This window comes from Leptolyngbya sp. CCY15150 (genome assembly GCF_016888135.1).
In the GTDB taxonomy this organism is placed as follows: domain Bacteria; phylum Cyanobacteriota; class Cyanobacteriia; order RECH01; family RECH01; genus RECH01.
The window spans coordinates 66,274-92,701 of sequence record NZ_JACSWB010000218.1 but is presented as its reverse complement, the minus strand read 5'-3'; the positions used below and the strand labels follow the sequence as shown (position 1 = coordinate 92,701).

The following is a 26,428-nucleotide window of genomic DNA, read 5'->3' as shown; positions in this document are numbered from 1 at the left end:
AGAGAGCAGTTCAAATTGTTTTGATCAGGTAACGTTGCCTATGTCTCAGCAGACCTCAACGGAGACAGCATCCCAGTCCTCCACGATGCCCAAAAATCGGGAGCTTTCATGGCGGGTTGCGTCAAATCTATTTGTGAGTTTTCGGTACGCTTGGGCGGGCCTACGCTACGCCTTCCGCACCCAGCGCAATTTTCGAATTCATCTGCTGGTCGGCACGCTTGCCCTAGTGCTGGGCATCTATCTCCAGCTCACCGCCGTGGAAATGGCCATCATTGGCTTAACCACGGGTGCCGTTTTGACCATGGAATTACTCAATACAGCCATTGAGTCTGTGGTCGATTTAACCGTCAAGCAGAGCTACCACGACCTCGCTAAAATTGCCAAAGACTGTGCCGCAGGAGCCGTCCTCACCTCGGCGCTAGCAGCCGTGATTGTGGCAGGTTCACTGCTTCTCCCTCCGTTACTCCAGCGAATTCTCCTCTGGGTCAGCTAGTCTTAGGATCAAGCTAGACGGTTCTAACCCTTGCCACACACTATATCCACGCCCAACCTAGGGTAGGTGTCCCGCCCTTGTTCAAGGCGTGCCTTGTCCTTCATCCCCGCGTTGCATAGCCCGCGTTGCATAGAAACTATGATCCTTGTTATCGATAATTACGACAGTTTTACCTACAACCTCGTTCAATATTTGGGCGAGTTAGGTGCCGACCATGCCGTCGCTGCTGAGATCCAGGTCTATCGCAATGACCAAATCACCCTCGATCAGGTGCGATCGCTCCATCCTGACGGCATTGTCATCTCACCCGGCCCCGGCCGTCCCGAAGATGCGGGCATTTCCCTAGACCTCATTCGCGACTTGGGGCCCGACTATCCCATTCTCGGCGTTTGCCTTGGGCACCAAAGCATGGGGCAAGTCTTTGGTGGTAGGATTACCTCTGCCCCAGAGTTAATGCATGGCAAGACATCTCCAGTCCATCACACCGGAGTAGGGGTCTTTGCCGGTCTTGAAACCCCCTTCACAGCCACTCGCTATCACAGTTTGATCATCGATCGCGAGTCTTGTCCGGATGTGTTGGAAATTACGGCGTGGGTAGAAGATGGCACAATTATGGGCGTGCGTCATCGGAACTATCCGCACCTCCAAGGTGTCCAATTTCATCCAGAGAGTATCTTGACGGCATCCGGCAAGCTGTTGTTAAGTAACTTTTTGGCTGAGGTGAGTCAGCGATCGCTCGTAGCGCACTGAACACCGAAATAGCATCAATACTCGTCCCTCCATCGTGCTGGATAGGCATCTCGATGGAACCTAAGCTTGCCTGGGTCAAGGGCGATCGCGTTCAGCAGTGGTGAATCCTGAGGAAATTATGAAGCGGCGACAGTTTATTCAATATACGGGAGCTGGGTTAGGCGCAAGTGTGGGTCTGGGTCTGTTGGGCAACGCCGCCCAAGCTCAGTCCAGTTCTGTGCAAATTCGCTGGCTGGGGCATACGTGCTTTTCGTTTACGGGCGATGGTCAGACATTTCTTGTCAATCCCTTTCAAGCCATTGGCTGTACTGCAGGCTATCGAGCCCCCCAAGTAACCGCCGATGTCGTCATGATCAGCAGCCGTTTGCTGGACGAAGGCGTAGTGGAAGGGCTGCCGGGCAATCCCCGCGTTCTCTCCAGCTCGGGACTTTATGAGCTATCGGGAACTCAAATTGAAGGGATTCCCATTGCCCACGATCGCGTGGGTGGACGGCGATTTGGCACCAATGTCATGTGGAACTGGCAACAGGCCGGGCTGAATATTCTGCATATGGGTGGAGCTGCTGCTCCCATTACCTTTGAGCAACAGGTGCTTGTTGGCCGCCCCGATGTGCTGCTGATTCCCGTCGGCGGTAGTGACAAGGCCTATACGCCCCAGGAAGCGATCGCCGCCATTGAGGCATTGAACCCCAAGGTGATTATTCCCACCCACTATCGCACCGCCGCCGCCGATGCCAACACCTGCGATATTACGCCGGTCGATGATTTTCTGAACCTTCTATCGGGCACACCCATCACGCGCCATACCACGGATACCGTGTCCATCGGTGCCGCCGACCTGCCCGCCTCTGGGTCGAGTGTGCGGGTGTTCAACTACTCGTTTTAATCCCAGTTTTTAATCCTGGGTCTGAATCACGGGTCGTGCTCAACGTTGATGGTGCCAACGTTGATGGTGCCAACGCTCCTGCGTTGACACCCATCTTGGTCGCTCCTGCGACTCTTGTATGGTGCCAACGCTCCTGTGTTTTATAATGCCAGCTCGCGTTGACACCCATCTTGGTCGCTCCTGCGACTCTATGGCAGATTGAATCCTGGATGAATCAGCGTTCTAGCACTCACAACCATGATCGTTGAAGCACGACCTAGTTGGAATCAGGGTCGGTTTCACCCTGAGAATAGCTTGAGCCCTAGCGCATCACCGGCAGAACCTTCTATCTTTGTATGATGTAAGGTTTTCTGGTCTGCGAAGTATTATGTCTGAACCTCAAGTTGCTCCCTATGGAAGTTGGGCCTCACCCATTACCTCTGACCTCATTGTGGCGGGTAGTCTGCGGCTGGGTGAAATTCGCCTAGATGGCGATCGCCTCTATTGGAGTGAGGGGCGGCCTACGGAAGGGGGCCGCAATGTTGTGGTCAGTTGGAAGGCTGGCAGCACCCAAGATGTCACCCCAGCTCCGTTTAATGTACGTACCCGTGTCCATGAATATGGCGGCGGAGCCTATATTGTCGTCGATGGAATTGTCTATTTCTCGAATTTTCTAGATCAACGTCTCTATCGCCAAGCGCCGGGAGCAGATCCGACGCCCGTGACCCCGGAGGGGCCCTATCGCTACGCCGATGCCGTATGGGATGCAGGACGTCAGCGTTTAGTCTGTATCCGTGAAGATGGCAGTGGGGATGGCGAACCGGTCAACGCGATCGCTGCCCTGAGCCTAGATCCAGACAGCTACGGCACTGTGCTGGTGTCCGGCAGTGACTTCTATGCATCGCCCCGCCTCAGCCCCGATGGTCGCCACCTCGCTTGGATTAGCTGGAACCATCCCAATATGCCCTGGGATGGCACGGAACTGTGGCTGGCTGAGGTCGATGAGCAAGGCCAGGTACATGGCGCACACTGCATTGCTGGTGGCTTGGAAGAATCCGTGTTTCAGCCGGAATGGTCGCCCGACGGCGTGCTCTATTTCGTCAGCGATCGCACCGGCTGGTGGAATCTCTACCGCTGGCATGACAACATGGTTGAACCCATGTGTCCTAAATCAGCCGAGTTTGGCCTACCCCAATGGGTGTTCCGTATGGCCACCTACGGTTTTGCCTCAGTCGATACCCTGATCTGCACCTATGTGGAACGCGGCATTCAGGTGTTGGCTCGGTTAGATACAACAACTAAAAAGCTAACGCCGATCGCCACCCCCTACACTGCCATCGGTGGCCTGCAAGTCTCCGACAAGCAAGCTGTATTTTTGGGCGGTTCCCCCGATGCTCCCAGTGCGATCGCTGCCCTAGATTTGATCACCGAACAGGTGCAGGTGCTGCGTCGTTCTAGCCAGATGGACATCGATCCCGGCTATCTCTCCATGCCCCAGGTGATTGAATTTCCCACCAGCAATGGTCTAACCGCCCACGCTATTTACTACCCACCCCAAAATAAAGACTTTGTGGCCCCAGAGGGTGAACGTCCACCCCTGCGGGTGCAGGGCCATGGCGGGCCGACGGCGGCCACTTCAGCTACCTTCAACCCCGGTATTCAATATTGGACAAGTCGCGGCATTGGCATTCTCGATGTCAACTATGGCGGTAGTACCGGCTATGGTCGAGCCTATCGCGAACGCCTCAAGGGCAACTGGGGCATCGTGGATGTAGACGACTGTGCTCATGGTGCAGAATATCTGGTGCAGCAGGGGCAAGTGGATGGCGATCGCTTGGTGATTCAGGGCGGCAGTGCTGGCGGTTACACGACCCTAGCGGCCCTCACCTTCCGGAATACCTTTAAGGCCGGGGCCAGCTACTACGGCGTCAGTGATCTCAAAGCTCTGGCGGAAGATACCCATAAGTTTGAGTCACGATATCTTGACGGATTAATTGGCCCCTACCCCGAACGCCAAGATCTGTACGAAGCGCGATCGCCCATCCACCATATTCATCAGCTAGCCTGCCCAGTGATTTTCTTCCAGGGTGACGAAGATAAAATTGTGCCCCCCAATCAGGCCGAAATGATGGTCTCTGCCCTCAAAGATAAGGGGTTGCCGGTCGCCTATGTGCTGTTTGCAGGGGAGCAGCACGGCTTTCGTAAGGCGGAGAATATTAAACGCACCTTAGATGGCGAACTCTATTTCTATGCCCAGGTCTTTGGTTTTGAGCTAGCCGAGACTATTGAGCCGGTGGCGATCGCTAACCTATAAGCCCCGCTAGATCAGGATCCATGGGGTATGGCTATCCGAAATGAGGCCCGTTCCCTGAGAAGGTGAAGCTAGGGTGCATTGTAGGACATGGTTCAGTCCCATGGGAATTCTCTTCTTCATTGGGTTACGCTGGGCCTAGTCCTGTCGAGACTAACCCTATTCTTCACTGCGATCGCCCCTAGTGCCATGTCTCATCCCAACCCATCCGACGCCACGCCCCCTGAGTCGTTGCCCCAGCCTGATATAAAGACAGACTCAGACAGTAACGAGAGTACTGAAAGCATTGAGAGTACTGAAATTGAGGTAACACCGCCTACTCCGCCCAATCGTTGGTCAGCAGTGTCCAATAAACTTTCAGAGTTTGGAAAAACAGTTGGAGAATCTGCAAAGCAAGCCCAACAATCTGTCAAAACGGTGATGACAGATGCCGGTGAAGCGATCGCTCAAACCACTGCTCAAACAGGTCAACGGATGAGCGACACCGCCGCCCACACCGGCAAAACCATGAGCAGCGCCGCATCCCAGGCAGCCGCTACCGTAGTCAACTTAGGAGAATCTGCCACCCAGCAAACCCACCAGGCTCTGCAACAAACGACAAGTACAGTAGGGAAAGCCGTCTCCTGGGTCACAGATAATCCCCTGCTGCGACGAACAACGTCCATACTCAATTTAGATTGGCTGTTGGGCGTCACCGATCACGTCGATCTGGTCAAGGCAGAACAGGCAGTGCGTCGCCTAGAGAAAAAACATCCGGAAGAAACGCCACGGCAAATCGCCCATCATTTGATGGTGGAAAAGACCTTATTGGCAGGGGGAACAGGATTGGCCGGCAGCTTCATCCCCGGTCTGGCCGCCGCCACCTTTACCGTAGACCTCATGGCCACCACCCTCCTGCAAGCAGAACTGGTTTACCAGATTGCCGCCGCCTATGGGCTCGATCTCCAAGACCCTGCCCGCAAAGGTGAGGTGCTCGCTATTTTTGGCTTAAGTTTAGGCGGCAGTCGTGCTCTCAAAGCCGGACTGGGTCTACTCAAAACAGCACCAGTGGCGGGGGCCCTGATCGGCGCTAGTTCCAATGCCGTCATGCTCTATACTCTAGGCCACGCCGCCTGTCAGTTTTACAGTATGGGTGGTGAGCACCAAGCACTCAACGAGCAAGACCTTGATGGGCTAGTAAGAGATACGCAAGACTTCCAAGATCACGCCATTGACCAGCAAACTCTGATGGATCAGGTTCTGGTGCATATGGTGTTGGCCAGTCATCCCGACCAAACCTGGGATCTGATGCTGCCCTCACTAGAACAGGTTGGTTTAAGTCCTGCATCCTTGGAAGCGATCGCCCTTAACCTATCAGATCCACCACCATTGGAGAATCTGTTACCTCAATTAGACAGCACCTTTACCAGCTCTGTCTTCGCCCAATGTGAGCGCATTGCCCACCTCGACGACACTATTACAGCCGCCGAGCAGGATATTCTAGACGCGATCGCCCAGCAGATGCAGCAAGCATCATCAGCGACTACAATCTAGACGCCAACGCAATTACCTTGGATCGAGATCCTCAGGGTGGCGGCTGGTGCAACCATGGCAAAAATAGCCATTGCACCTTGGTTGGGACAGACTGCATCCCATAACGGTTCAGACTGATCGGGTCGGGGCCCTAGCGAAACAATCCCGGAGATCCCGGAGGCAAACGCCTTCTCAGGAAAGGGGCGATCGCCATAGCGGGAAACATCACGTGACCAACCCAAGGAAAAGGGGCCAAGCAAAAGGGATAGCTATTCACAGGTATTGGAACAACCATCCCCCAGAGATACAGTACCGACTGCCAAGCAGTGGATTAAACTAGAGTTGATCAGACTGGAACAGTTGAGGGATCAATCATCCCAGCTTTCAACCACCAACAGATCCCCAATCGGATCCTGCACAGAAAATTCGAAATCTTCCAGCTCTTGTTTCCAATAGGCCCAATCGTCGCCATAGAGCAACGCGATTTTCCAGATACTATCGGATGATTTCACAACACCAGACTTGACTAGGGAGTCTACCTTGCGCTGGAACTTCACCATTGGGTGAATAACCGGCTGGCTCAAAACACCTTTAGACATAACAAAATTGTAAATTTTTGAAAAGATCTTACATGCAACCCGACTATGGACGACATCGGATTCAGGACGATATCGGATGCAGTAATACAATGCGTAGCTAGCTGTACTACCGGGGCTGCTCAACACTCCGCATACTGTAGCATACTATTCACGTACACTAACAGAGCGCCTTAAATTCACTATAGCGTGAATGAGTTGCGTTTGTGGGGTTTTATCCCTAGAATTAGAGTTTTGGGTACGTTCTTAGAGAGAGGAAAAGAAATCAATGTCTCGATATCGAGGTCCGCGCCTAAGGGTGGTGCGCCGCTTGGGAGATCTGCCAGGATTGACCCGCAAAACCCCCAGAAAAGCCTATCCGCCTGGGCAACATGGCCAAGCCCGTCGGAAGCGCTCTGAATATGCCATTCGTCTAGAAGAAAAGCAAAAACTACGCTACAACTACGGCGTCACCGAGCGGCAGTTGGTGACCTATGTGAAAAAGGCCCGACGCTCCACCACTTCAACGGGGCAAGCTCTTTTGCAGATGCTGGAAATGCGTCTAGACAACACGGTCTTCCGCTTAGGTATGGCTCCCACCATTCCAGGCGCTCGTCAGTTGGTCAACCATGGTCACGTGACCGTGAACGGCCGTGTTCTAGATATCGCCAGCTACCAGTGCAAACCCGGTGATGTGATTGGGGTTCGGGATACCGATCGCTCTCGCAAACTCGTGGAAGCCAACCTCCAGTTCCCTGGTTTAGCCAACCTGCCCACCCACCTAGAGTTCGACAAGAGCAAGCTAGAGTGTAAGGTAACCGGGTTGATTGAACGTGAGTGGATCGCGCTACAAATCAACGAGCTCCTAGTGGTTGAGTACTACTCCCGGAAAGCCTAGCCCGGCTAACGACTGTTGGGCTATTGAGGATCGAGATGATCGAGCGACTTGGAAGGACGCGATCGCATGTAGAGCAGCTTCGGTTGCTGGCAGTGAAGCGATCGCGTTGGATTTATCAACGTATCCAACGCCCCTGCAGTATCGCCCTAGGGCTGATTCTGCTTGGGGGAGGGATCGCATCCTGTGCAAACAGTCCGTTTGCGGAGGACGTAGAGCGATCCCTGTCTGCGGATCCGCGATATACCGATGGAGCAGATCCGGAGGTACCAGCGCCATCATCGTCCTCCTTCCAACCGTCCGCCCCCGAGCAGCCCATGGAATTGGGCGACCAGTTCGGACAACAGTGGCTTTTCCCAAGCGCTGATCGACTTGGACAAGCATTGGATGTCCTGCCGCCGCGGCCGCCCCAGCAATTTGCCGATTTAGACGACGCTCCTGAGGATTTGCGCCCCTACCTCCTAGACCTAGCGGAGTTGGGCGTGCTGGAGTCTGAAACCGTAGACGCGGCAGACGCGGCTGACCCACCGGATCAATCCAATCCACCGGATCAACGCAACGTAGTACGACCTAATCAACCGGTGACCCGCCGCGAGTTTGCTCGTTGGCTAGTCGCCACCAATAATCAACTGTTTAGCGATCGCCCCAGTTATCGCATTCGCTTAGCCACCGACACCGCTCAGCCTGCCTTTCAAGATGTGCCCCCCAGCGATCCCGACTTTGCCGCCATTCAGGGCTTAGCTGAAGCCGGTCTGCTGCCCAGTCCGCTGTCAGGCAATGCCACCACCGTCAACTTTCGCCCCGACGAACCCTTGACCCGTGAAACGGCTCTGCGCTGGAAGGTGCCCCTAGATTTACGCCAGCCCCTGCCCACGGCCTCTGTTGAAGCCATCAGCCAAACTTGGGGCTTTCAAGATGCCGGACAGATTGATCCCGATGCCCTGCAGGCCGTACTAGCCGATTACCAAAATGGGGAACGGGCCAGCACCCGCCGCGCCTTTGGTTTTACCACCCTGCTGCAGCCGAAGCGATCGGTCACCCGCGCTGAAGCTGCTGCTGTGCTGTGGTTTTTTGGCTATCAAGGCGATGGGCGATCGGCTCAAGACGTGCTGCGTACCCGTAGCCAAGAGAGCCGTGATCCAAGCACCGGGGATGAAGACATGGACACAATGGACACAGAAGACATCGACGCAAGCGATCGCTCCGTGGATTCTGATGGCACTAGGTCTGATGGCACTAGGTCTGATGGCAACAATTCTACAAATGGCAATGAGCTAGACAATTCCCAAACTTAGTAACTGAGGTATTCAGCATACTGCCGCAGTTCTTGGGCCATGCGCCGCATCCCCCGCTGCTCATCTTGGCGGATAAAAGGCAGAATCATCGGTGCCACTAGACCATCAAAGCGATTGCGATGCATACATTGCGTGAGATTCACGCCCACATCCTGTAGCTCAAAACTATGCTCATTCCACAAACCTGGAACTGAAGAGCGCCATCGCAGGTAACAGTTTTCCTGCACGCGGTTGACCGAAGCCTCAAATTCTATCTCGTCGCCCCCCTCCACCCGCCGCACCGACAGCAGCAGCGATCGCCCTTCTTGAAAAGCTTGCTCGGGCTGGCGATCGAATAAAAACGTATTCCACTTCAGCCAGTCTTGCTTGCGGACAAGGGCCTGCCAGACCACTGCCCGTGGAGCATGAATAATCGTTTCGGTGTAAAGGCTAGGCATAACGACAAAACAACCGTGGACAGTGCGACAGGGAAGGGACTGAGTTCTCAGTACGTGGGAGAACCTAAGACGAGGGTTGAGCGACGTCGAAACCCGACATAATGCTCCAATCTTGATGAGAAGAGGATTGAGCGACGTCGAAACCCGGCAGTTCCATTCAATGGAGTTCATCCACGTACTATCCATTCTCGTACGATCAGGCTACAGGATCGTTAACGTCAAAACCTCTCGCCCTCAGAGATAGATATGGAGGGCGCGGGCTAAGGATAGTAGGTCTTCAGAAAGTTGGTATAACAGGCGATCGCCGCTGACATCCGTAGTATGCTAACTCAGTCCTGTTACCCATATGACGGTTGCAGCGGTCATCAATCCGTCAGGATGAAGGAACCCTTTTTTTATTGAAGCGACGCAAACACCATGGTCAATCTGACACCTAACCCCAGCTACAGTCTAACGATCCGATTTCAAATTCCCAACCAAGCCGGGATGCTGGCCAATGTGACCCAAGCGATCGCCCAGGCCGGGGGCAATATCGGGCAGATTGATTTAGTGGAGCAAACCCGCAAGGTGATTGTGCGCGACATTACGGTGGATGCATCTAGTTCTGAACATGCAGAAATCATTGTCAACGCCGTGCGAGCGCTCACCGACATTGTAGTGCTGGATGTGTATGACCGCACCTTTGCCCTACACCGAGGCGGCAAGATCGAAGTTCGCAGCAAATTATCCCTGAAAAATCAGGGGGATCTGGCCATGGCTTATACCCCAGGGGTTGGCCGAATTTGTACCGCGATCGCCAATGATCCCGAGCAGGTATTTAATCTCACCATCAAAAGCAACACCGTGGCGATCGTCACCGATGGTAGTGCCGTGCTGGGACTAGGTAATTTAGGCCCAGAGGGAGCGTTGCCGGTCATGGAAGGCAAGGCCATGCTGTTTCGAGAATTTGCGGGGATCGATGCATTCCCTGTCTGTCTCGCCACCCAAGACACCGATGCCATCGTGGAAACGGTGAAAAATATTTCCCCCGTGTTTGGCGGCATTAACCTAGAAGACATTAGCGCTCCCCGCTGCTTTGAAATTGAAGCCCGCCTTCAGCGAGAGCTGAATATCCCCATCTTCCATGATGACCAACATGGCACCGCCGTCGTCACCCTAGCCGCCCTGTTTAATGCCCTGAAGTGGGTGAAAAAGCCCATGGATGAGGTGCGGATTGTCCTGAATGGGGCCGGGGCAGCTGGAGTGGCGATCGCTCGCCTCCTGCGAAAGGCAGGGGCCAAGCATATTTGTCTTTGCGATTCCCGAGGCATCATCAGCCATAGCCGCACCGATTTGAATTCCCAAAAGCGGGAGTTCGCCGTGGAGAAAGGTGGCTCCCTCGCCGACGCCATGATCGGCGCAGATGTATTTCTTGGGGTGAGTGTGCCGGGAGTGGTGACACCGGACATGGTGCGATCCATGGCCCGCGACCCGATTGTCTTTGCCATGGCCAACCCCATTCCTGAAATTCAGCCGGAGTTGATCAGCAGCGATGTTGCCGTGATGGCCACCGGCCGCAGTGACTATCCCAATCAAATCAACAATGTTTTGGCCTTTCCCGGCATCTTCCGGGGAGCCCTAGACTGCCGGGCCAAGACCATGACCACCCTCATGTATCTAGAAGCAGCAGCAGCGATCGCCTCCTTGATCAAGCCTAGCGACCTGGATAGCGAACATATTATTCCCTCCGTCTTTGATGAACGGGTAGCAACAGCCGTGGCGGCGGCGGTGCAGCAAGCAGCTCGTCAAGATGGCGTAGCAGAACGCTAACCTAGCGATTGTCCACCCACGTCCCCAGCCTTAGATCCCATGGCTCTTGCCAATCACCCAATGTCGCCGGAAGAACCGAGATAGACTCGACTCCTCCAGGGGCAAAAAGATAGGGCGGCCATGGGGGCAGGTTTGGGGATGGCGGGTGGTCTGCCATTGATCAATCAAGGTTTGCATCGCCTGCAGCTCCAGCGGCGTGCCGTTACGAATCGCCGTGCGACAGGCCGTGGCCACCAGCGCCGTATCCAGGTCGGGCCCTCGGCTAAGTTCCAGCAGCGCATCTGCACAGTCGGGCCGCTGGGCTAAGGGCTCAGGGGCGGTTCTAGCGGCCCATAGATCATCGCCAAATAGATCCACCTTCACACCAATACGCTCCAATTGCTCCACCTGCGATGCTGAGAGCTGGGGGAGAATCAACGGCGGTTCTAGGTCAACCATCTGCCAGCGATCGCACAGGTGTTCATAGAGCACGCGCTCATGGGCAATGTGCTGCTCAATCAACCATAGGCCGGTTGGATGCTCGGCCAAAATATACATCTGATGCACTTGGGCGATCGCTTTCAAAGGCAGGCTAACGGGCGATCGCGGCTTCTGGCCATTTTCACCGGGTAAATAGCGGGTGGACTGTTCAGCACTTTTGAACACCTGCCCCGTACGCTGCGGGATCAAATCGCCATTCGTGATCTGTAGATTTAGCAGATGAGCGATCGCCTCCCGCAGTTGGGCCTGCCAATGAGACAGGTGATGCAAGTAAAGCTCTGCCTTAGCCGGGTGGCGATTCCAGTCCACATACTCTGGTGGCAAGGTCAGGTGGACAAAACCAACCGGGTAGCGATCGCGGGGCAGGGTGTGGCGAAAGGCTCCCACCACAATTTGCTCTAGCTCAGGACATTGGACAATCCGGCCATTAACAGCCACATGCACCCAATCTGGCCGGTGGCGATGGCAGCGATCGGGCAGTCCTAGCAAGACATACAGACGGGGATCCTCCCGCTGAGTATCCCCGTCAGCGCCCTCAGGATTGGCTAAACCTACCTGTCCATCGCGCAAATCCGATCGCTGCACATCCCGTAGATATTGCGGCAAGATATCACAGCCGCTCTGCCCTGCACTGATCGAAAACCAAGGGCGATCGCCCTGCTGCATCTGCCAGGTAATCTGAGGATGGCATAGGGCCAGCTTCTGTACCATAAGCTGCACCGCCCGCAACTGTTGGGGTAACGAGGGCAATCCCTGCCGCCGTCCCGGCCAATTGCCAAACAGATCCTGCACCGTCACCACCGTTCCAGCGGCGATCGCTACGGTCTGCGTGGCAACGGGCACCCCATCGTGACCGTAGTGAGCTTGCCAACCATGCTCTGCTGCTCTCGGCCGGCTGCAAATATCTAAGATGGAAAGCTGGGCCAGACTGTGGAGAGCCTCCCCGCGAAATCCTAAACTCTTAATCCGCCACAGATCATCACAGGTTTTGATTTTACTGGTGTAGTGGGGCAGAGCCGCTTGCTGTAAGTCCAGCAGCGATAAACCCGCGCCATTGTCCGCCACCCGCAGCCGCCATTGCGATCCCCACACCGTCACCGCAATGCGAGTTGCGCCAGCATCAATGGCATTTTCCGAAAGTTCTCGCACCACCGCCGCCAGCGAATCGATCACTTCGCCCGCCGCCATTAAATGGACGACATCCCTCGGTAATGCGCCAATTGCATCCGTCATAGACCCACTGTCATAGACACCCTATCGCGCCATCACCATCCAATCGTCCCATCAGAGCCCCTAGAGCATGAGCCCTCACACTATTCTCCCTTGCCATTTGTTGAGTTTCTTCAAGAAATCCCTCGGGAATATTACGGTAGCGATCGCGGCGAGATATCGTCAACCTCAAGGCCCATCAGCGATCGCCCCGGATTTTGCTCTATGAACAGAGGCGACAAGTCGTTAAGTCTTCTTGCAAGACCCATCTGCCCCAAAGGGAACTAGGGTTCAATGACGGTAGAGGGCGATACGTCCACCCGGTTGGTATCACCTAAAAGACTAAGAACCGATACTGAGCTGCCACCCATAGCCTCAGTAGGCGGTCTATTCGCCATTGTTGAATGTTTGAGAATTCGCCGCAGAAAGACTATGAACTGGCAATCACAGCTTACTCAACTCATCCTAAACTACTATCGCGAAAATACCGCAGAGTTAGAGCAACTCAACCTCCTGCGTCAGTGTAAACTGACCCGTCGCTGGCGATCGCTACGGATTGAGTGCCATACCGCATCAACAGCCTTAGCTCTCCGAGATCTGAGTGAATTAATCCGTGAACCGATCGCTCAACTGCGCATTGCGCGGCACATTAAATTTTTGGTGAAAGGGGACTTGGTAGCCACCGTTCCGGTTCAGTCTTGCAAGCCCTTGATGCCGCCGTTAGATGCCAGGGGCAATGACGCCGATCTGCTGCTCTAGCTGAATCCGCAGGCTCCAGCAGCCCCTATGAACGTGCCAGCTAGCCTAGAAACTCTACGACTCTGTGAACAAGGAATCTCCTGCCATACGCGAAGCGTTAGCGGAGCGTCAAAAAAACGGATCCAAGGACAGTCCCCCGAATCCGCTAGCTTAATGTGTAGATACAAGGTAGATGCGCTTCCGACCAAGGCAGATGAACTGCCAAACGGGCGCTTGCACCTACTTGGTAATAGGCTGAGAGGCACTATAGGCTGATTCTGCTTCAGCGATCGCCTGAGCTTGAGCATTGCCGCTAGCAGCATCGAGCCAACCAGCAATGAGGGCGTCAGCGGAGAACAGACCCGCTCCGTTCACCAGGAAGAACAGGAAACAGGCAGCGTAGAGCACCGATAGCTCTAGGTAGGGAATGCTCAATCCAGCTACCAAGACGTGATGATACATCGCCACCGCCATGGTGCTAAACAGACCCAAGGCTGCGGGACGGGTTAGTAGACCGAGGGCGAGCAGCGGTGCGCCCAGCAGTTCCGTGTAGGCTGCCACATAGCTGAAGAAGATTGGGAAAGGCAGTCCAATCACCTGTACGTAGGCCTGGGCAAAGCTTTCGATATTCGACAACTTGTCAAGACCATTGTGAATCATCACCACACCTGCCACGACGCGAAGAATCGTCCATACGGCCTGAGATCCGTAGTTGGCAGACAAATTAGATTTTAGAAGTGCCGTTGCGGTTTGGGTTAAACGTTGGGTTGTAGTCATGGGCCCCAGGGGTTGCTCTAGATTGTCTACTTATCATTGTAATTAATTTTAATGATTGTTAAGGAAACTCAATCATATTGATTAAGATTAATATTGAAGTGAAACAGCCCATGTTGACGGGGGGCGATCGCCTTCACCCTGTTAAACCGTCAAAGATCCGTCTAAAACCTCACCACAATGCCCCAAAACAAGAGGCGCAGCCCTCGGGGAGAGCTGCGCTAGTCTGAGTATAGTGTTAAGGATTCTTAACTAGATGAGTCTGTCGACCACAATCGGTGATGCAAGGTAACCCGTCTGGTCACGGTGCTAAGGTTGACCACGATGGGCCATCTGAGAAGGGCAAGCGGTTCAAGCTTTCCTATCAATTACTCCTGCCGCAGGGCTTGAAGGTGGTGCAAAAGGGCATCGGCTTCCGCTTGCAGCGATAGCAGCTCAGCTTGGTGCATGGCGCAGTAGGGCAGGTGAGAGGTCTCCGGGATAGATGCGTGGGCGGACGACGTCAGGGCCGATGCAGCGATCGCCTCAGAGGGGTGAGGCTGAGAGCTCGTAACCGGTGAACTTGGACGTTCTAGGAGTACATTAGCCATAGAAGCTTGGATAGTCATTTTTACTCACTCACAACATGGCGTATTCTATCGTATCCAACGCAATCGATTGTATGCAATATAGCGATCGCCTCCCAAAAGGGTGTGGCAGTTCCTCAACTGTCTGCCCCAACGGTCTGCCCCAACGGTCTGCCTCAACGGTTCCATCGAGACAGCCCTGATCCCTAAATTTATACAGGGACAGCAACAGGGCAAGCTAGACTAAAAGGTGGGATTCTGTTCAACGAATGATCACCATAAGGATAGCTCGATCATCGATACGCTGATCTATCTACTCATTTGGGCTACCCATTTGGATGTAGCATAGGCTACCCTGGTTAGTCCGTTGGCAAAAAGAGGTGTCATCACTCCGCCAGCCCACCTAACCCAGAGCGGACAGGAATTCTAACGGCTCTGCCACCCGCATCGTCGGTATTTTGCTGGGCCAGTCGTGTAAAGTATGCTTGAGGTAATGCGTTAACTGCCGTGATCCCTAGTTTTTCTGTTTCCAACCCGGTTGATCTGTCGTCCCGAAGCTGGCCGGGCTTAATTGAAGCCTATCGCCCCTTTCTACCGGTCACTGAGAAAACCCCCGTTGTGACCCTGCTAGAGGGCAATACGCCCCTCATTCCCGCCCCGGCGATCGCGGCCCAAGTGGGGCGATCGGTGAAGGTTTTCGTTAAGTTTGATGGCTTGAACCCCACCGGCAGTTTCAAAGACCGAGGTATGACCTTAGCCATCTCCAAAGCCAAGGAAGAAGGGGCTAAGGCCGTCATTTGTGCCAGTACTGGCAACACATCGGCGGCGGCAGCGGCTTACGCAAGGCGCGGCGGGCTGCGAGCGTTTGTGGTGATTCCCGATGGCTATGTAGCGCTGGGCAAGTTGGCTCAGGCACTTCTCTACGGTGCTGATGTGCTGGCGATTGATGGAAACTTCGACCAAGCCCTCACTCTGGTGCGCGACATTGCAGATCGTTACCCCGTCACGTTGGTCAATTCCGTGAACCCCTATCGCCTCCAAGGACAGAAAACCGCTGCCTTTGAAGTGGTAGATGCCCTCGGTGATGCTCCCGACTGGCTCTGCATTCCCGTGGGTAATGCTGGCAATATTTCAGCCTACTGGATGGGATTTTGCGAATACCGAGAAGTGGGCCGCAGTCAACGCCTACCGCGCATGATGGGTTTCCAGGCTGCTGGAGCCTCACCCCTCGTCAGCGGTCACCCCGTTGCCCATCCTGAAACGGTAGCGACGGCCATCCGCATTGGTAACCCCGCCAGTTGGCACCATGCGGTGGCGGTGCGCGATGCGAGCCAGGGCGAGTTCAACGCCGTCACGGATGAAGAAATTCTGCACGCCTATCGCTTGCTAGCAGCGGAAGAAGGGGTGTTTTGTGAACCCGCTAGCGCCTCATCCGTAGCCGGTCTACTCAAGGTTAAGGATCAGGTGCCGGAGGGTGCCACGGTGGTTTGTGTCCTCACAGGGAACGGCCTCAAGGATCCAGATACGGCCATTGAGCACGGCAACAACCAGGTCAAGAAAGGTTTGCCGCCTAATGTAGATGTGGTAGCTCAGGCCATGGGCTTTTAGGCTGGGGTTGAGCATCGGACGACTCAGAAGGGCGATCGCTGCTTGCAGCAGGCATGGGGCGATCGCTTTTTTCCCGCGTCAGCAAATCCATGGTGTCGGCCAGGGCTGTGGTTAAGCTCTGGCGCGTATTTTTATGATCCATTTTTTCTGCCTGCAGCGCCTGCCGTAGACCATTGGCATCGGCGATCGCCTGCTGCAGCGACTCCCGAAGCTGTTCCACGGAGAGAGCCTCAAGCTGATCAAGCTGCATCGCCGGTTGTTCGCCCCCCCCATCGACGGAGCGATCGCTAGAGATCTGCTGTTGTAGCGTTTGCAGCTCCATACCGAGCTGATCCAGCTTTTCCTGCATTAGCCGGGCATCGGTACGACGCTGCTGAGCTTCGGCTTGGTAGAGCTTTCGCCAGTTTTCAGCGCTGGCATAGGCTTGGTCGCGCTCCTTATTAGCAACCTGAATCTGGTGCTGGAGGGTGCGAATTTCTGCGATCCACTGTTTAACATCTTGCGACATGGTCAGAACATGGGACGACTAAAAGGAATATGGCTCAACGATGGCAGACTCTAGAACTCATAAATCAAAAACTTTTCTCAGCGGGTTTAGGCAGCGATCGCTCCTCCGCCATGGCTTCCTAGCAAGATGGGACGGGTGACCCCTAGGGCTAGCAACCCTAAGACTAGCAAATTTATCCTGGTTCAGCGTTCTATTGCCCTACGCTTCCGCCGTCATGGGGCATCTAGCCTGCCAGCAGCATATCAAGGAGCAGCGGCGGTGCTGGCAAGACAATGATCACCAGCAGCCCCAAAGCCAAGAGTCCCAAAAAGTCGCGGGAGTCATTCAGTTCCGTCACATCATTGAGAGCAGGTTGATCCACCGTCGGCATCAAAAACAGCAGAATCGCCCAGACCAGATAGCTAGATTGTACAAAAGCTAGAGCCAAAACCAGAAAACGAGCCACTTGGCCAATCAAGGCTCCGGTACGCTGCCCAAACATGGCATGAACAATATGCCCGCCATCAAGCTGTCCAACCGGCATCAGGTTGAGGGCCGTGACGATGAGGCCCAAACAGCCAGCGATCGCCACGGGATGTAAACTCAGGGCTTGGTCGGCCGTGAACGCACTACCCAAGGACAACCGGGCCAGCAGGGTGAGCAGCAAGGATGAGGTAGGAGAGAAAGAGTCAAAGGTAAACAGGCTAGAGGTTTCCTCCAAGGGTAGGGTTTCAGAATGGGCGAGTCCCCAAATCAGCAGCGGAATGGTCATAACAAAGCCTGCCAGGGGCCCCGCAATACCCACATCAAACAACGCCTTGCGATGGGGGACGGGCGATCGCATTTGGATGAAGGCCCCAAAGGTACCGAAGGGAAAAATAAGTGCCGGTGGGACGGGAATGAAGTAGGGATAGGTCGCCTGGATGCGATACCGCCGAGCGGCTAGATAGTGGGCCAGCTCATGGGTACCCAAAATCGCCATAATCGACAAGGCATAGGGCAAACCGCTCCATAGCATTGAGGCTTCCGGCGTAAACTCGCTCCCTGGAGGAATCATCAGCCAAGCCCCGGCCAAGGTGGTGGTGAGTAACGTTGCGACCAAAAGCCCCAGGGCCAGCAGCGGGCGAGACACCGGCGACGCATCCTCGTTGCTGTTCGCCGCTGGATTGACCACCAAGGCAAAAAAGGGCTTGCCCTGCATACCTTCTTGGAAAATGATCAAGAAGCGATCGCCAAACTGAGCCTCAATATTTTCCCGAATGGTCTTATAGGCAACCTCAGGAGACGTCCGAAGCTGCCCCCGACAGATAACGGCTTGAGGGCGATATTCCACGGTTTGTAGGTAATAAACCGACCAAGAAAAACAGTTGCGCAACTGCTTCTCTTCCTCTTGGTTAACCGGCCGAACCGTTGACTTGCCCTCTAAGGACGAGGAGTAGGTCAGCAAGCCGTCAGAGGTGGGTAGATCGTCGGCAGTGCGAGACGGCTTCGGTGCTTCGGGCAAGCGCCCCCACTGCACCAAAAACCAGTAGAGCATCGGACACACCACAAAGGGAATAATGAAAAGGGCAAAGGGCATTTGCTCATTCTCACCATTGACCACCAGCCAAGCCATCCAAATGAAGGCTGGGGCCATCATGACTGCCCAGAGTAACCAAATAGGAGTGCGGGTAATCTTGGCGACACTGCGCTTCACGACCATGTAGGTGAATAGGCTCAGTGTGAAGAAAACGAGCAGTAGAATGATCATGCCATCTGTCTCAAAGCGTCGATGAGCGGAGAAAGGGGAAACCTGCGTCAACTCTGCATCATGCAACGTCAACGCCCTTGAACCCAGTAGTCTACGAAATCCTCGGCTAGGTTTTAACGAGGGCTGCCGAGGACAGACGACTCTCCCATGGAGATTAATCGTCCCATTTTATGAAGGGTTCAACTCCAGCTCTAAAATCTATCCCTAAAATTATGGTAAGAAATAAATGCGGTCAGGCTCCAGTGAAATTTAGGAATCTTGCTGCATTTTGGGGCGATCGCCCATGGATCGATCGCTGAGTTCACGGGTAAAATCCTGACCCGCATCGCGTTTGGTGTTTTTTGAGTGTGCTATGCCAACATCGTCTAAATCTCCTCGTCCGGTGCTTGACTATGTTGACACCCTATTTGCATTTCCTCCAAACCGCGACACCATGGGTGGAACAGCCTATCTCATCCTAGACCAGATCGATAGCCAACCGGCCAATATTCTGGTAGATTGTCCGGCTTGGGATGCAGAACATCTATCATTTCTCCAAGCCCATGGTGGAGTTCAGTGGCTGGTCATCACCCATCGCGGCGGCTTAGGCAAGGTGAAGGAGATCCAAACGGCGCTCCAGTGCCAGGTCGTCATCCAAGAACAGGAAGCCTACTTACTGCCGGAGGTGGAGGTGGTGTCGTTTCACCATGACCTCACCCTAGGCGATCGCCTTCAGGTGTTCTGGACACCCGGCCACTCTCCGGGATCAGCCTGTGTGTATGACCCAAGGCAAGGCGGCATCTTGTTGACCGGGCGGCATCTCTTACCCGATCGGCAGGGCAAGCCTGTGCCCTTGCGTACGGCCAAAACCTTCCACTGGCCCCGCCAGCTTCGCAGTGTGCAGGCTATCCGCGATCGCTTTTCCAGCGAAACCCTAACCTACCTATGCCCTGGAGCCAATACAGGCTTCCTGCGAGGACAGCGGGCGATCGCCGATGCCTACCGTCAGGTCACCACCATCGATTTGGAGCAGGCGCAGACCGCGCCAATTTTGCTATGACCGATGTGTTGTTAACTCAGGCACCCACGACAACAGCAGCCACGGACTCTCTCATGGCCACCGTACTGCGGTTTCCAACTCCAGTTTTAGAAGGTCTGGATGGGCGATCGCCCACTCTGCCAGAGCCGGTGGCGCAAACCCTCGATGCCTTGGTGACCATGGTGGCCCAACTCCAGACCACCGATAGTGGCTGGCCCAGTGACCTACCCCAAACCCCAGAGACCCTCGCTCCCTACGTAGCTGAGGAAATTGATCGGGTCTTGGAAGCTTGGAGTCATGCACCACCGAAGCCAACTCCCTCGATCCTAGAGGCGATCGCTCCTAGTGGGCTCCCCCAACAAACTAGCCATTACATTGACGTGGATACCTGGCGATCGCGCTTGCTTTGGGCGGTGGTACGGGGCAGTGCGATCGCTATGCAGTGGATGGAGGGGTTGGAAGCAACGGTCGTGCTATCCCCAGATGCAGCGCCCATCCAGGGGCAAGTGCGCCTAGTTCCCTACGGCATTCTCACCCTAGAGCAGACCATCGCCTTTGATCTGACAACCCAGCAGCAGCCCTCCCCCTTGCTCGATGCCAGCGTCTTACTGCAGTCCCAAACTCCAGACTCCCAAGGTTTAGAGCAAACTCCCTGTTCGGTGGAAAACCTATTAGCGCTGCTTCTCGATGGCTTACAGGTCACCACGCCTCGGCTAAAACCCCTGCTCGATGGACAACGCGTGGATATTTTGCAGCCGGAGCAAACCTGGCAGCGGGGGCATATTCAACTGCAGTTTGGCTTTGAGTTCATCCCCCATTCCCCTGCACCATCGGATACGTCACCGTTAGATCCAACTCTATTAGCTCCAACTCCATCAGATACAGCGGACATCCCTTCACCACCAACTACCGCAGGGCAACCCACACCGACCCAATGTGCTGTCCAAGAACCTGAGCGCACAGCCTTGATCGCAGCGGTGATCGCCCACCAGCGCCAAGAGGCGATCGCTCACCGAGCTGAGGCCTGGCAAGCGATCGCTCAAATGCCAACCGTGCAGTCTATTGGTGACTGGGCCTATCAAGCCTGCCAAGTCACCGAGACCCTGCGCCACCCAGCCCTCACCTACCATTCCATGCTGCTGCACCAAGCCATTCCTGTCTACCAATGGCAACGATGGCTGTTGTGGCAAATCAGCCGCAGCGCCTATCCTGTGATGCAGCTCCTAGGCGGCATATCCGTTCAGGTGCTCCAACCCGGTACCGCTTGGCAATCAGGAACCCTACACCTCTGGGCCGGTTTGCATCTGAAGACAGAAACCCAAGATCTCCTCCTCGATCTCACCACCGGTCAAGCCCAAGACCAACCGCACAGCGCTATCCATCCTGACGCGATCGCTCGTCCTCGCTGCCTCGGCTGGAATGCGGAACTCCTATCCATAGAATCTCTACAAAAAGCCGTTTTAGAACAGTGCTACCACACGCCTCTGCTCGACCAACTGCGATCGCCCCTACCCGTCGATCTATGGAACGCTGAGAGCGATCGCCCTACTCCAGCAACCTTGCAGCTAGACCTCCAGCTTGAATTCTGGGATATCCCGCCGCGCTAGGGTCGTTTTGCCAAAACAAGAGCACCTTGGCTCAAAATTGGCCCCACATGATAATGGGGGCGCGAACGATCGCAGCCCCCAGAACAATTAGAAAATCAGAAAATCACGCTAGACTAACTCGAATCAGATTGAAACGTAATCCGTGAACCGTGTCTAGAGAAAATAATGAGGTGGACATGAACCCACAACAGGCTCTCATGCTGGACAGATCGAGTCTCTTTAGGAGGCTAGTGAGCTTTGAGTCAGGAATAGACCTCGACTAAACCAATCGCTATCTACTAATGACCGCTGTAGTGTTGATCTGTCACGTACAAGTAGAGTGCTGTGTTGAACTAGAACGGGAGGCACAGGTTCTAACTCAAGGGGGGTAAGGGAATCAACTTGAAGAGAAGATTGATTGCCTTGTGCCTTGATCTAAAAGTATCACGTCTTTTTCGGTGTAGGTAGGGTATTCACTAAAGTTTATGCTTAGCCATGAACCGCAACGATTCCGTTACAGGATTTGACTCAAGATTTAGCTCACCTTGCCCCAAATCTGACGGGTTTTGGGTATTCTGAGGGAATGTTAGTGATCTAAGCGCTGCCGCGGCTCAACGATGTCTGCCCCAGAGCATACAGCCCTAGCCGTCTGTTAACGCGCCTATCCTCGTAGAGGTTTGTCCCATGATTGGACTTAGCCTGATTGCCCTAGGCTTAGCGATCGCCTCCTTCTATGTTGGCACCCACCTTGCGGAAGAAGCAGAAGGCATTACCCTGCTAGCCTTACTCGTTGCCCTGTTTTGCCTCTTTGTGAGCCTATTTTTGACCCCATGGTTCATCAAGCTAGTGCTGATCGGTCTGCTGCTCATGAGCGGCACATCGGCGGTAAAAATTCCATTCCGCCGCTAGCGAGTCCTAGCTGACCAGTATCGCAAGACAGAAGAACAAAGACAGAAGAACGAAAAAGAATTCCAGGAAAAACAAGGTTTCCGCCTGAGTCCATAGGCGGGTGACTTCCGCTTCAGAGGACTAGCCATCTGCGTGAGCATTATAAGAACAAATGCCCCCGAGGGTTAAAGGTTTCAAGCTGCCGCAGTTTTTCGTAGAGTTCCCGTTCATGGGTGGTGAGATCCTTCGGCAGAGCCAGAACAATCTCCACAATTTGATCGCCCCGCTGCCCTTCAATGGGGTATCCTTTGCCCGCCAACCGTAACTTTTGCCCTGGCTGCACCCCCGCCGGAATCGTCATTTTCACCGGGCCATCTAGGGTAGGAATCTCCACAGCCGCACCGAGAATTGCTTCACTGGGCGTCACCGGCACCTTGCAATAGATATCTGCTCCCTCAACGCCAAAAAAAGCATGGGGAGCAAGGGTAATTTTTAGATAGAGATCTCCCCCTTGAGATCCCTGTCCTTTGAGGCGAATCCGCTGTCCACTGACGATCGCTGCTGGCATATTCACCTCAAGCGATCGCCCATCTTCCAGACGAATTCGCTCCCGTCCACCCGCGTAGGCCGTTTCTAGGGGCACCGTCAGGCGGGCTTCTGTGTCCCGAGCGCGCGGAGAAGGATTAGCCGTGGATTTCGGAGGGGGCGATCGCCGAGGTGCTTTGCCCGTAGATGCTGGCCGCGGGGGAGCTGAGGTAGACGCTGCCGGACGGGGAGAGGCGGCACGTGGCGCAGGGGCACGGGCAACCGTTTCCTCCCGGCGATTCAGCAATTGATCGACAAAGCTATTAAAGTCTGGGAAATCACTAAAGTTGAGATCATCGGCCGCACCACGACCGCTCCGAGCTTTTCGCTGGAATCCAGGCTGTTTCCAATATTGGCTGAAGCGATCGTACTGTTCTCGGCGGCTGACGTCTGACAGCACCTCATAGGCCTCGCCAAGATCTTTAAACGTTTCCTCCGCTGCTTTATTCCCCGGATTCATATCCGGATGATATTGGCGGGCCAAGGCACGAAATGCTTTTTTGATATCGTCAAGTGTAGCGTCCCGAGGAACTCCCAAGATTTGATAGTAGTTCCGGAAGTTTTGCATAGAGGCGTTGGACACGGCGAATGAGTCAGAGCGTTATGTGAACGAGATACAGGTATCAAAAGTATCAGTAGTCAACCTGGAGATGACATCAAGCTGGAGATGAAGGCGATCGCCCCTCAGTGACAACTTAGTAGCAGCCTAGTAGCAACCTAGTGGCAACCTAGTAGCCATCAACCCCTTAGACTTAGAGCCATTCATCCTCGTCACCCCAATCTTCATCGTCAGAATAGCGAGGGGTACGGCGATTGTCATAGTCATTGGGCGGCGGTGCAGGCGATCGCTCTCCTCGCGGGCGATCCAGTGGAGGACGAGCAGCATAGGGGTCGGAGGGAGCAGCCGGGCGGCGATCGCCATAGGGATCGCGTGTAGAACGCGCATCATAGGGATCGTTGCTATACGAATCTCTGCTAGGGCGAGCATTATAGGGATCCTGGGCATAGGGATCCCGAGCAGGACGTGCATCATAGGGATCTTGAGCATAGGGATCCCGCGTAGGACGTGCATCGTAGGGATCCTGAGCATAGGGATCTTTGCTATACGGATCCTTGCTAGGACGCGCATTGTAGGGATCTTGAGCATAGGGATCCCGGCTGGGCGCATCTTGCCGATAGTCGTAGGACGGATAGGGATCACGGCGACCGGCATCGGATCGCGATGGCTCTGCCCGATACGGATCGCGATTCGGCTGGTAGGGATCCTGAGCATAGGGATCACGTCTGTAGGGATCCTGGTAAGGAGAACGCTTGTAAGGATCCTGAGTATAGGGATCGCGCTCATAGGGATCCCTACGGCGATCATAATAATCATACTCATCATCATCCTTGCCCAAGTTGGCAATCGTGCGACGGATGGATCCAAAGAAGTCGTCTTCCTCCTCTTCCTCCTTGGCAAATTGATAGGCTTCCTGGCGCAGATCGTAGAGCGCATCCTGCAGTTCCGACTGGGTCATATCAATACCCCGGTCATCCTTGCGATCCAGGCAATCCCGCAGATCCTGCACCAATCGCTCAATACGACGGCGATAGCTGCCAGCAAACTGCATCCCAAAGTCTAGGGCCACTTCGCGCAGCAGGCGCTCGGCTTGGAAGGTGAGGGCTTCAGCCTTGGTGCGTTTTTCAATCCGTTCTCGCTTCGCCCGATCTTCATCCGCAAACTGCTCTGCCTCCAGAATCATGCGGTTGACTTCCTCCTCACTCAGAGTGGAAGCGCCCTGAATAGTGACGCCCTGTTCTCGACCGGTGGTTTTATCGAGGGCCGTCACCTGCAGAATGCCGTTAGCGTCGATGTCCAGAGACACGAGAATTTGCGGCACACCACGCGGCGCTGGGGGAATGCCCATGAGCTTAAAGCGGCCTAGAGATTTGTTGTCTGCCACCATTTCCCGTTCCCCTTGGAGGACATGCACCTCCACCAAGGTTTGGTTATTTTCCGCCGTGGAAAACACATCTGATCGCCGCACGGGAATCGTCGTATTGCGCGGAATCAGTTTTTTCATGACGCCGCCAATGGTTTCCAGACCAATAGACAACGGCGTCACGTCCAGCAGCAAAATGTCTTGAATGTCTTGGTTGAGAATGCCGGCTTGAATCGCTGCACCCACCGCCACCACTTCATCAGGATTCACCGTTTGATTGGGCTCTAGGTCAATCAGCGATCGCACCAACCGCTGCACCATCGGCATTCGACTACCGCCGCCTACGAGAATCACTTCATTAATTTGGCTCGGCGGTAGTCCTGAATCAGCGATCGCTTGCTTGACGGGAAGCTGCAAGCGGCTGATCAAGTCACCACAGAGTCCTTCAAATTGCGATCGCGTCAGCCGGGTCTCAAGATGCTTAGGGCCATCCGGCGTAGCGGTAATAAACGGCAAATTAATTTCCGTATTCGTGACCCCAGACAGCTCAATTTTGGCCTTCTCCGCCGCCTCCATCAACCGCTGCAGCGCTTGGCGATCGCGCCGTAGATCAATGCCTTCCGCTTCTAGAAACTGCTCCGCTAGCCAATCGACAATTTTGCTGTCAAAGTCACTGCCGCCCAATTGGGTATCGCCGCTAGTGGCCTTCACCTCAAAAACGCCATCGCTGATGTCCAGCACCGACACATCAAAGGTGCCGCCGCCCAAGTCAAACACCAAGATACGCTGACTGTCCCGGCGCTCTAGGCCATAGGACAGGGCCGCCGCGGTTGGCTCATTAATAATCCGCTTCACCTCCAGCCCAGCAATCCGCCCTGCATCGCGGGTAGCCTGCCGCTGGGCATCGTTGAAATAGGCCGGCACCGTAATCACCGCACCGGTCACCGATTCTCCCAGGTAGCGACTAGCTTCATCCACCAGCTTGCGTAGCACCATGGCCGAAATCTCTTCCGGGGCAAATTCCTTTTGCAAGCGCGGACATTGCACCTTCACGTTACCCACCTCATCCCGCCGGATAGTGTAGGGCACCCGCCTCGACTCCGCAGGCAGTTCGCTGTAGCGCCGACCGATGTAGCGCTTGATGCCATAAAAAGTATTTTGAGGATTTAGCACAGACTGGCGACGGGCCATCTGCCCCACGAGGCGCTCTCCATCTTTGCTAAACGCAACCACGGAGGGAGTCGTCCTCATACTTTCTGAATTGGCGATGACAATGGGTTTGCCGCCCTCCATCACAGCGACAACTGAGTTTGTGGTGCCCAAGTCAATACCGACGACTTTTCCCATGCGTTGCGATGCTCCTCGCTTGCCTGAATGACTATACCGAATATTGAGAATCGTTGCTGAATCTATATTATCTTGTCAGCAAGGGGGTTCTGGTGATAAATCCATCGGTTACTCTAGGAACCGAGAGAGCGATCGCTCTTCAACCCGTCTCAGTGCTTCGTTACTTTACGAAATCTTAACAGCCCTAAAATGTAACATGAAGAACAGTTTCGACGGTCACGCACGCTTTGGCTAACCTCACCGTTGCCCTATCCGCTTCAAGAGGGATGGGACGAGACGCAAGTCGGGCACCTTGCTAAGGATATAGCTGCACTATACTCCTCTGAAGTCAAACCACACCTAACGTTTCGGGTCGTTCATCGAACGTTGGTCAAATCTCTCGCGGGCCCCATTGCTTGACTTGGGATAACTTCATATCATCTTTGAACATCACCCTAGTTTTATGAAGAATTGACCTGTACTCGTGTCATACAATACCGCCGATCGCGTACAGAAGATCTGAGTTTGTTATGTTAGGTTGGGTCTACC

The 26,428-nt window shown here is 54.5% G+C and carries 23 protein-coding genes; 13 read left to right on the top strand and 10 right to left on the bottom strand.

All coding sequences use genetic code 11. The features are described from left to right. Window positions 1-40 precede the first annotated feature (40 nt). From JUJ53_RS17685 to JUJ53_RS17665, 5 genes are all read left to right on the top strand, one after another. The gene (locus JUJ53_RS17685) at window positions 41-493 is read left to right on the top strand and encodes a diacylglycerol kinase family protein (RefSeq protein WP_204153359.1); all 453 of its coding nucleotides are present in this window, start codon (window positions 41-43) and stop codon (window positions 491-493) included. Window positions 494-631: 138 nt separating this feature from the next. Further along, a complete protein-coding gene (locus JUJ53_RS17680) occupies window positions 632-1,243 on the top strand; it encodes an aminodeoxychorismate/anthranilate synthase component II (protein WP_204153358.1) in 612 nt (203 codons plus the stop codon). Between the two features lie 118 nt (window positions 1,244-1,361). Then, on the top strand, window positions 1,362-2,129 hold the full coding sequence (locus tag JUJ53_RS17675) for an MBL fold metallo-hydrolase (RefSeq protein WP_204153398.1): 768 nt from the start codon (window positions 1,362-1,364) through the stop codon (window positions 2,127-2,129). 367 nt (window positions 2,130-2,496) lie between these two features. Continuing rightward, a complete protein-coding gene (locus JUJ53_RS17670; RefSeq protein ID WP_204153357.1) occupies window positions 2,497-4,422 on the top strand; it encodes a S9 family peptidase in 1,926 nt (641 codons plus the stop codon). 186 nt (window positions 4,423-4,608) lie between these two features. Then, complete coding sequence (locus JUJ53_RS17665) at window positions 4,609-5,952, top strand: hypothetical protein (protein ID WP_204153356.1); 1,344 nt, start codon at window positions 4,609-4,611, stop codon at window positions 5,950-5,952. On the opposite strand, the gene JUJ53_RS17660 is transcribed toward JUJ53_RS17665, so the two are convergent. Together JUJ53_RS17660 and JUJ53_RS17655 are read right to left on the bottom strand one after the other, a co-directional pair. Beyond that, entirely contained in the window at window positions 5,949-6,173 is a 225-nt protein-coding gene (locus tag JUJ53_RS17660; RefSeq protein ID WP_204153355.1) for a hypothetical protein, read from the bottom strand. The genes JUJ53_RS17665 and JUJ53_RS17660 overlap by 4 nt on opposite strands. A 126-nt stretch (window positions 6,174-6,299) precedes the next feature. After that, window positions 6,300-6,515, bottom strand: coding sequence for a DUF4327 family protein (locus JUJ53_RS17655; protein ID WP_204153397.1), 216 nt, complete (start codon window positions 6,513-6,515; stop codon window positions 6,300-6,302). 280 nt (window positions 6,516-6,795) lie between these two features. Here JUJ53_RS17655 and rpsD point away from each other — a divergent pair, with 280 nt between their 5' ends. Further along, window positions 6,796-7,404: a 30S ribosomal protein S4 gene (gene rpsD, locus JUJ53_RS17650; RefSeq protein WP_204153354.1), complete on the top strand. Its 609-nt coding sequence runs from the start codon at window positions 6,796-6,798 to the stop codon at window positions 7,402-7,404. A 35-nt stretch (window positions 7,405-7,439) separates the two neighbouring features. Further along, complete coding sequence (locus tag JUJ53_RS17645) at window positions 7,440-8,696, top strand: S-layer homology domain-containing protein (RefSeq protein WP_204153353.1); 1,257 nt, start codon at window positions 7,440-7,442, stop codon at window positions 8,694-8,696. Here the strand turns inward: JUJ53_RS17645 and JUJ53_RS17640 are convergent. Further along, on the bottom strand, window positions 8,693-9,133 hold the full coding sequence (locus tag JUJ53_RS17640) for an SRPBCC domain-containing protein (protein WP_204153352.1): 441 nt from the start codon (window positions 9,131-9,133) through the stop codon (window positions 8,693-8,695). The genes JUJ53_RS17645 and JUJ53_RS17640 overlap by 4 nt on opposite strands. 417 nt (window positions 9,134-9,550) lie before the next feature. Between JUJ53_RS17640 and JUJ53_RS17635 the strand changes: the two genes are divergently transcribed. After that, window positions 9,551-10,942, top strand: a complete 1,392-nt coding sequence (locus JUJ53_RS17635) for a malic enzyme-like NAD(P)-binding protein (RefSeq protein WP_204153351.1) — start codon at window positions 9,551-9,553, stop codon at window positions 10,940-10,942. A gap of 30 nt (window positions 10,943-10,972) precedes the next feature. On the opposite strand, the gene mutL is transcribed toward JUJ53_RS17635, so the two are convergent. Then, complete coding sequence (gene mutL / locus JUJ53_RS17630; RefSeq protein ID WP_204153350.1) at window positions 10,973-12,655, bottom strand: DNA mismatch repair endonuclease MutL; 1,683 nt, start codon at window positions 12,653-12,655, stop codon at window positions 10,973-10,975. A 408-nt stretch (window positions 12,656-13,063) separates the two neighbouring features. Between mutL and JUJ53_RS17625 the strand changes: the two genes are divergently transcribed. After that, window positions 13,064-13,390, top strand: a complete 327-nt coding sequence (locus JUJ53_RS17625; RefSeq protein ID WP_204153349.1) for a hypothetical protein — start codon at window positions 13,064-13,066, stop codon at window positions 13,388-13,390. Between the two features lie 219 nt (window positions 13,391-13,609). Here the strand turns inward: JUJ53_RS17625 and JUJ53_RS17620 are convergent, their stop codons facing one another. Both JUJ53_RS17620 and JUJ53_RS17615 read right to left on the bottom strand, forming a co-directional pair. After that, complete coding sequence (locus JUJ53_RS17620) at window positions 13,610-14,146, bottom strand: DoxX family protein (protein ID WP_204153348.1); 537 nt, start codon at window positions 14,144-14,146, stop codon at window positions 13,610-13,612. A 365-nt stretch (window positions 14,147-14,511) separates the two neighbouring features. Further along, the gene (locus JUJ53_RS17615) at window positions 14,512-14,733 is read right to left on the bottom strand and encodes a hypothetical protein (RefSeq protein WP_204153347.1); all 222 of its coding nucleotides are present in this window, start codon (window positions 14,731-14,733) and stop codon (window positions 14,512-14,514) included. A 483-nt stretch (window positions 14,734-15,216) separates the two neighbouring features. Here JUJ53_RS17615 and thrC point away from each other — a divergent pair, with 483 nt between their 5' ends. Further along, complete coding sequence (gene thrC / locus JUJ53_RS17610; RefSeq protein WP_204153346.1) at window positions 15,217-16,317, top strand: threonine synthase; 1,101 nt, start codon at window positions 15,217-15,219, stop codon at window positions 16,315-16,317. On the opposite strand, the gene JUJ53_RS17605 is transcribed toward thrC, so the two are convergent. Both JUJ53_RS17605 and JUJ53_RS17600 read right to left on the bottom strand, forming a co-directional pair. After that, window positions 16,280-16,825: a hypothetical protein gene (locus JUJ53_RS17605; protein WP_204153345.1), complete on the bottom strand. Its 546-nt coding sequence runs from the start codon at window positions 16,823-16,825 to the stop codon at window positions 16,280-16,282. The two genes, thrC and JUJ53_RS17605, sit on opposite strands and share 38 nt — an antisense overlap. 223 nt (window positions 16,826-17,048) lie before the next feature. Further along, a complete protein-coding gene (locus tag JUJ53_RS17600) occupies window positions 17,049-18,554 on the bottom strand; it encodes a site-2 protease family protein (RefSeq protein WP_204153344.1) in 1,506 nt (501 codons plus the stop codon). A gap of 352 nt (window positions 18,555-18,906) precedes the next feature. On the opposite strand from JUJ53_RS17600, the gene JUJ53_RS17595 reads away from it, so the two are divergent. The 3 genes from JUJ53_RS17595 to JUJ53_RS17585 all read left to right on the top strand — a co-directional run bounded on the left by JUJ53_RS17595 (window position 18,907) and on the right by JUJ53_RS17585 (window position 22,067). Then, window positions 18,907-19,593: an MBL fold metallo-hydrolase gene (locus JUJ53_RS17595; protein WP_204153343.1), complete on the top strand. Its 687-nt coding sequence runs from the start codon at window positions 18,907-18,909 to the stop codon at window positions 19,591-19,593. Then, a complete protein-coding gene (locus JUJ53_RS17590; RefSeq protein WP_204153342.1) occupies window positions 19,590-21,179 on the top strand; it encodes a hypothetical protein in 1,590 nt (529 codons plus the stop codon). The genes JUJ53_RS17595 and JUJ53_RS17590 overlap by 4 nt, the downstream gene beginning before the upstream one ends. 663 nt (window positions 21,180-21,842) lie before the next feature. Continuing rightward, the gene (locus JUJ53_RS17585) at window positions 21,843-22,067 is read left to right on the top strand and encodes a hypothetical protein (protein ID WP_204153341.1); all 225 of its coding nucleotides are present in this window, start codon (window positions 21,843-21,845) and stop codon (window positions 22,065-22,067) included. Window positions 22,068-22,206: 139 nt separating this feature from the next. Here the strand turns inward: JUJ53_RS17585 and JUJ53_RS17580 are convergent, their stop codons facing one another. Together JUJ53_RS17580 and dnaK are read right to left on the bottom strand one after the other, a co-directional pair. Continuing rightward, window positions 22,207-23,199: a J domain-containing protein gene (locus JUJ53_RS17580; RefSeq protein ID WP_204153396.1), complete on the bottom strand. Its 993-nt coding sequence runs from the start codon at window positions 23,197-23,199 to the stop codon at window positions 22,207-22,209. Window positions 23,200-23,383: 184 nt separating this feature from the next. Then, complete coding sequence (gene dnaK / locus JUJ53_RS17575) at window positions 23,384-25,900, bottom strand: molecular chaperone DnaK (RefSeq protein WP_204153340.1); 2,517 nt, start codon at window positions 25,898-25,900, stop codon at window positions 23,384-23,386. Between the last annotated feature and the right edge of the window lie 528 nt (window positions 25,901-26,428).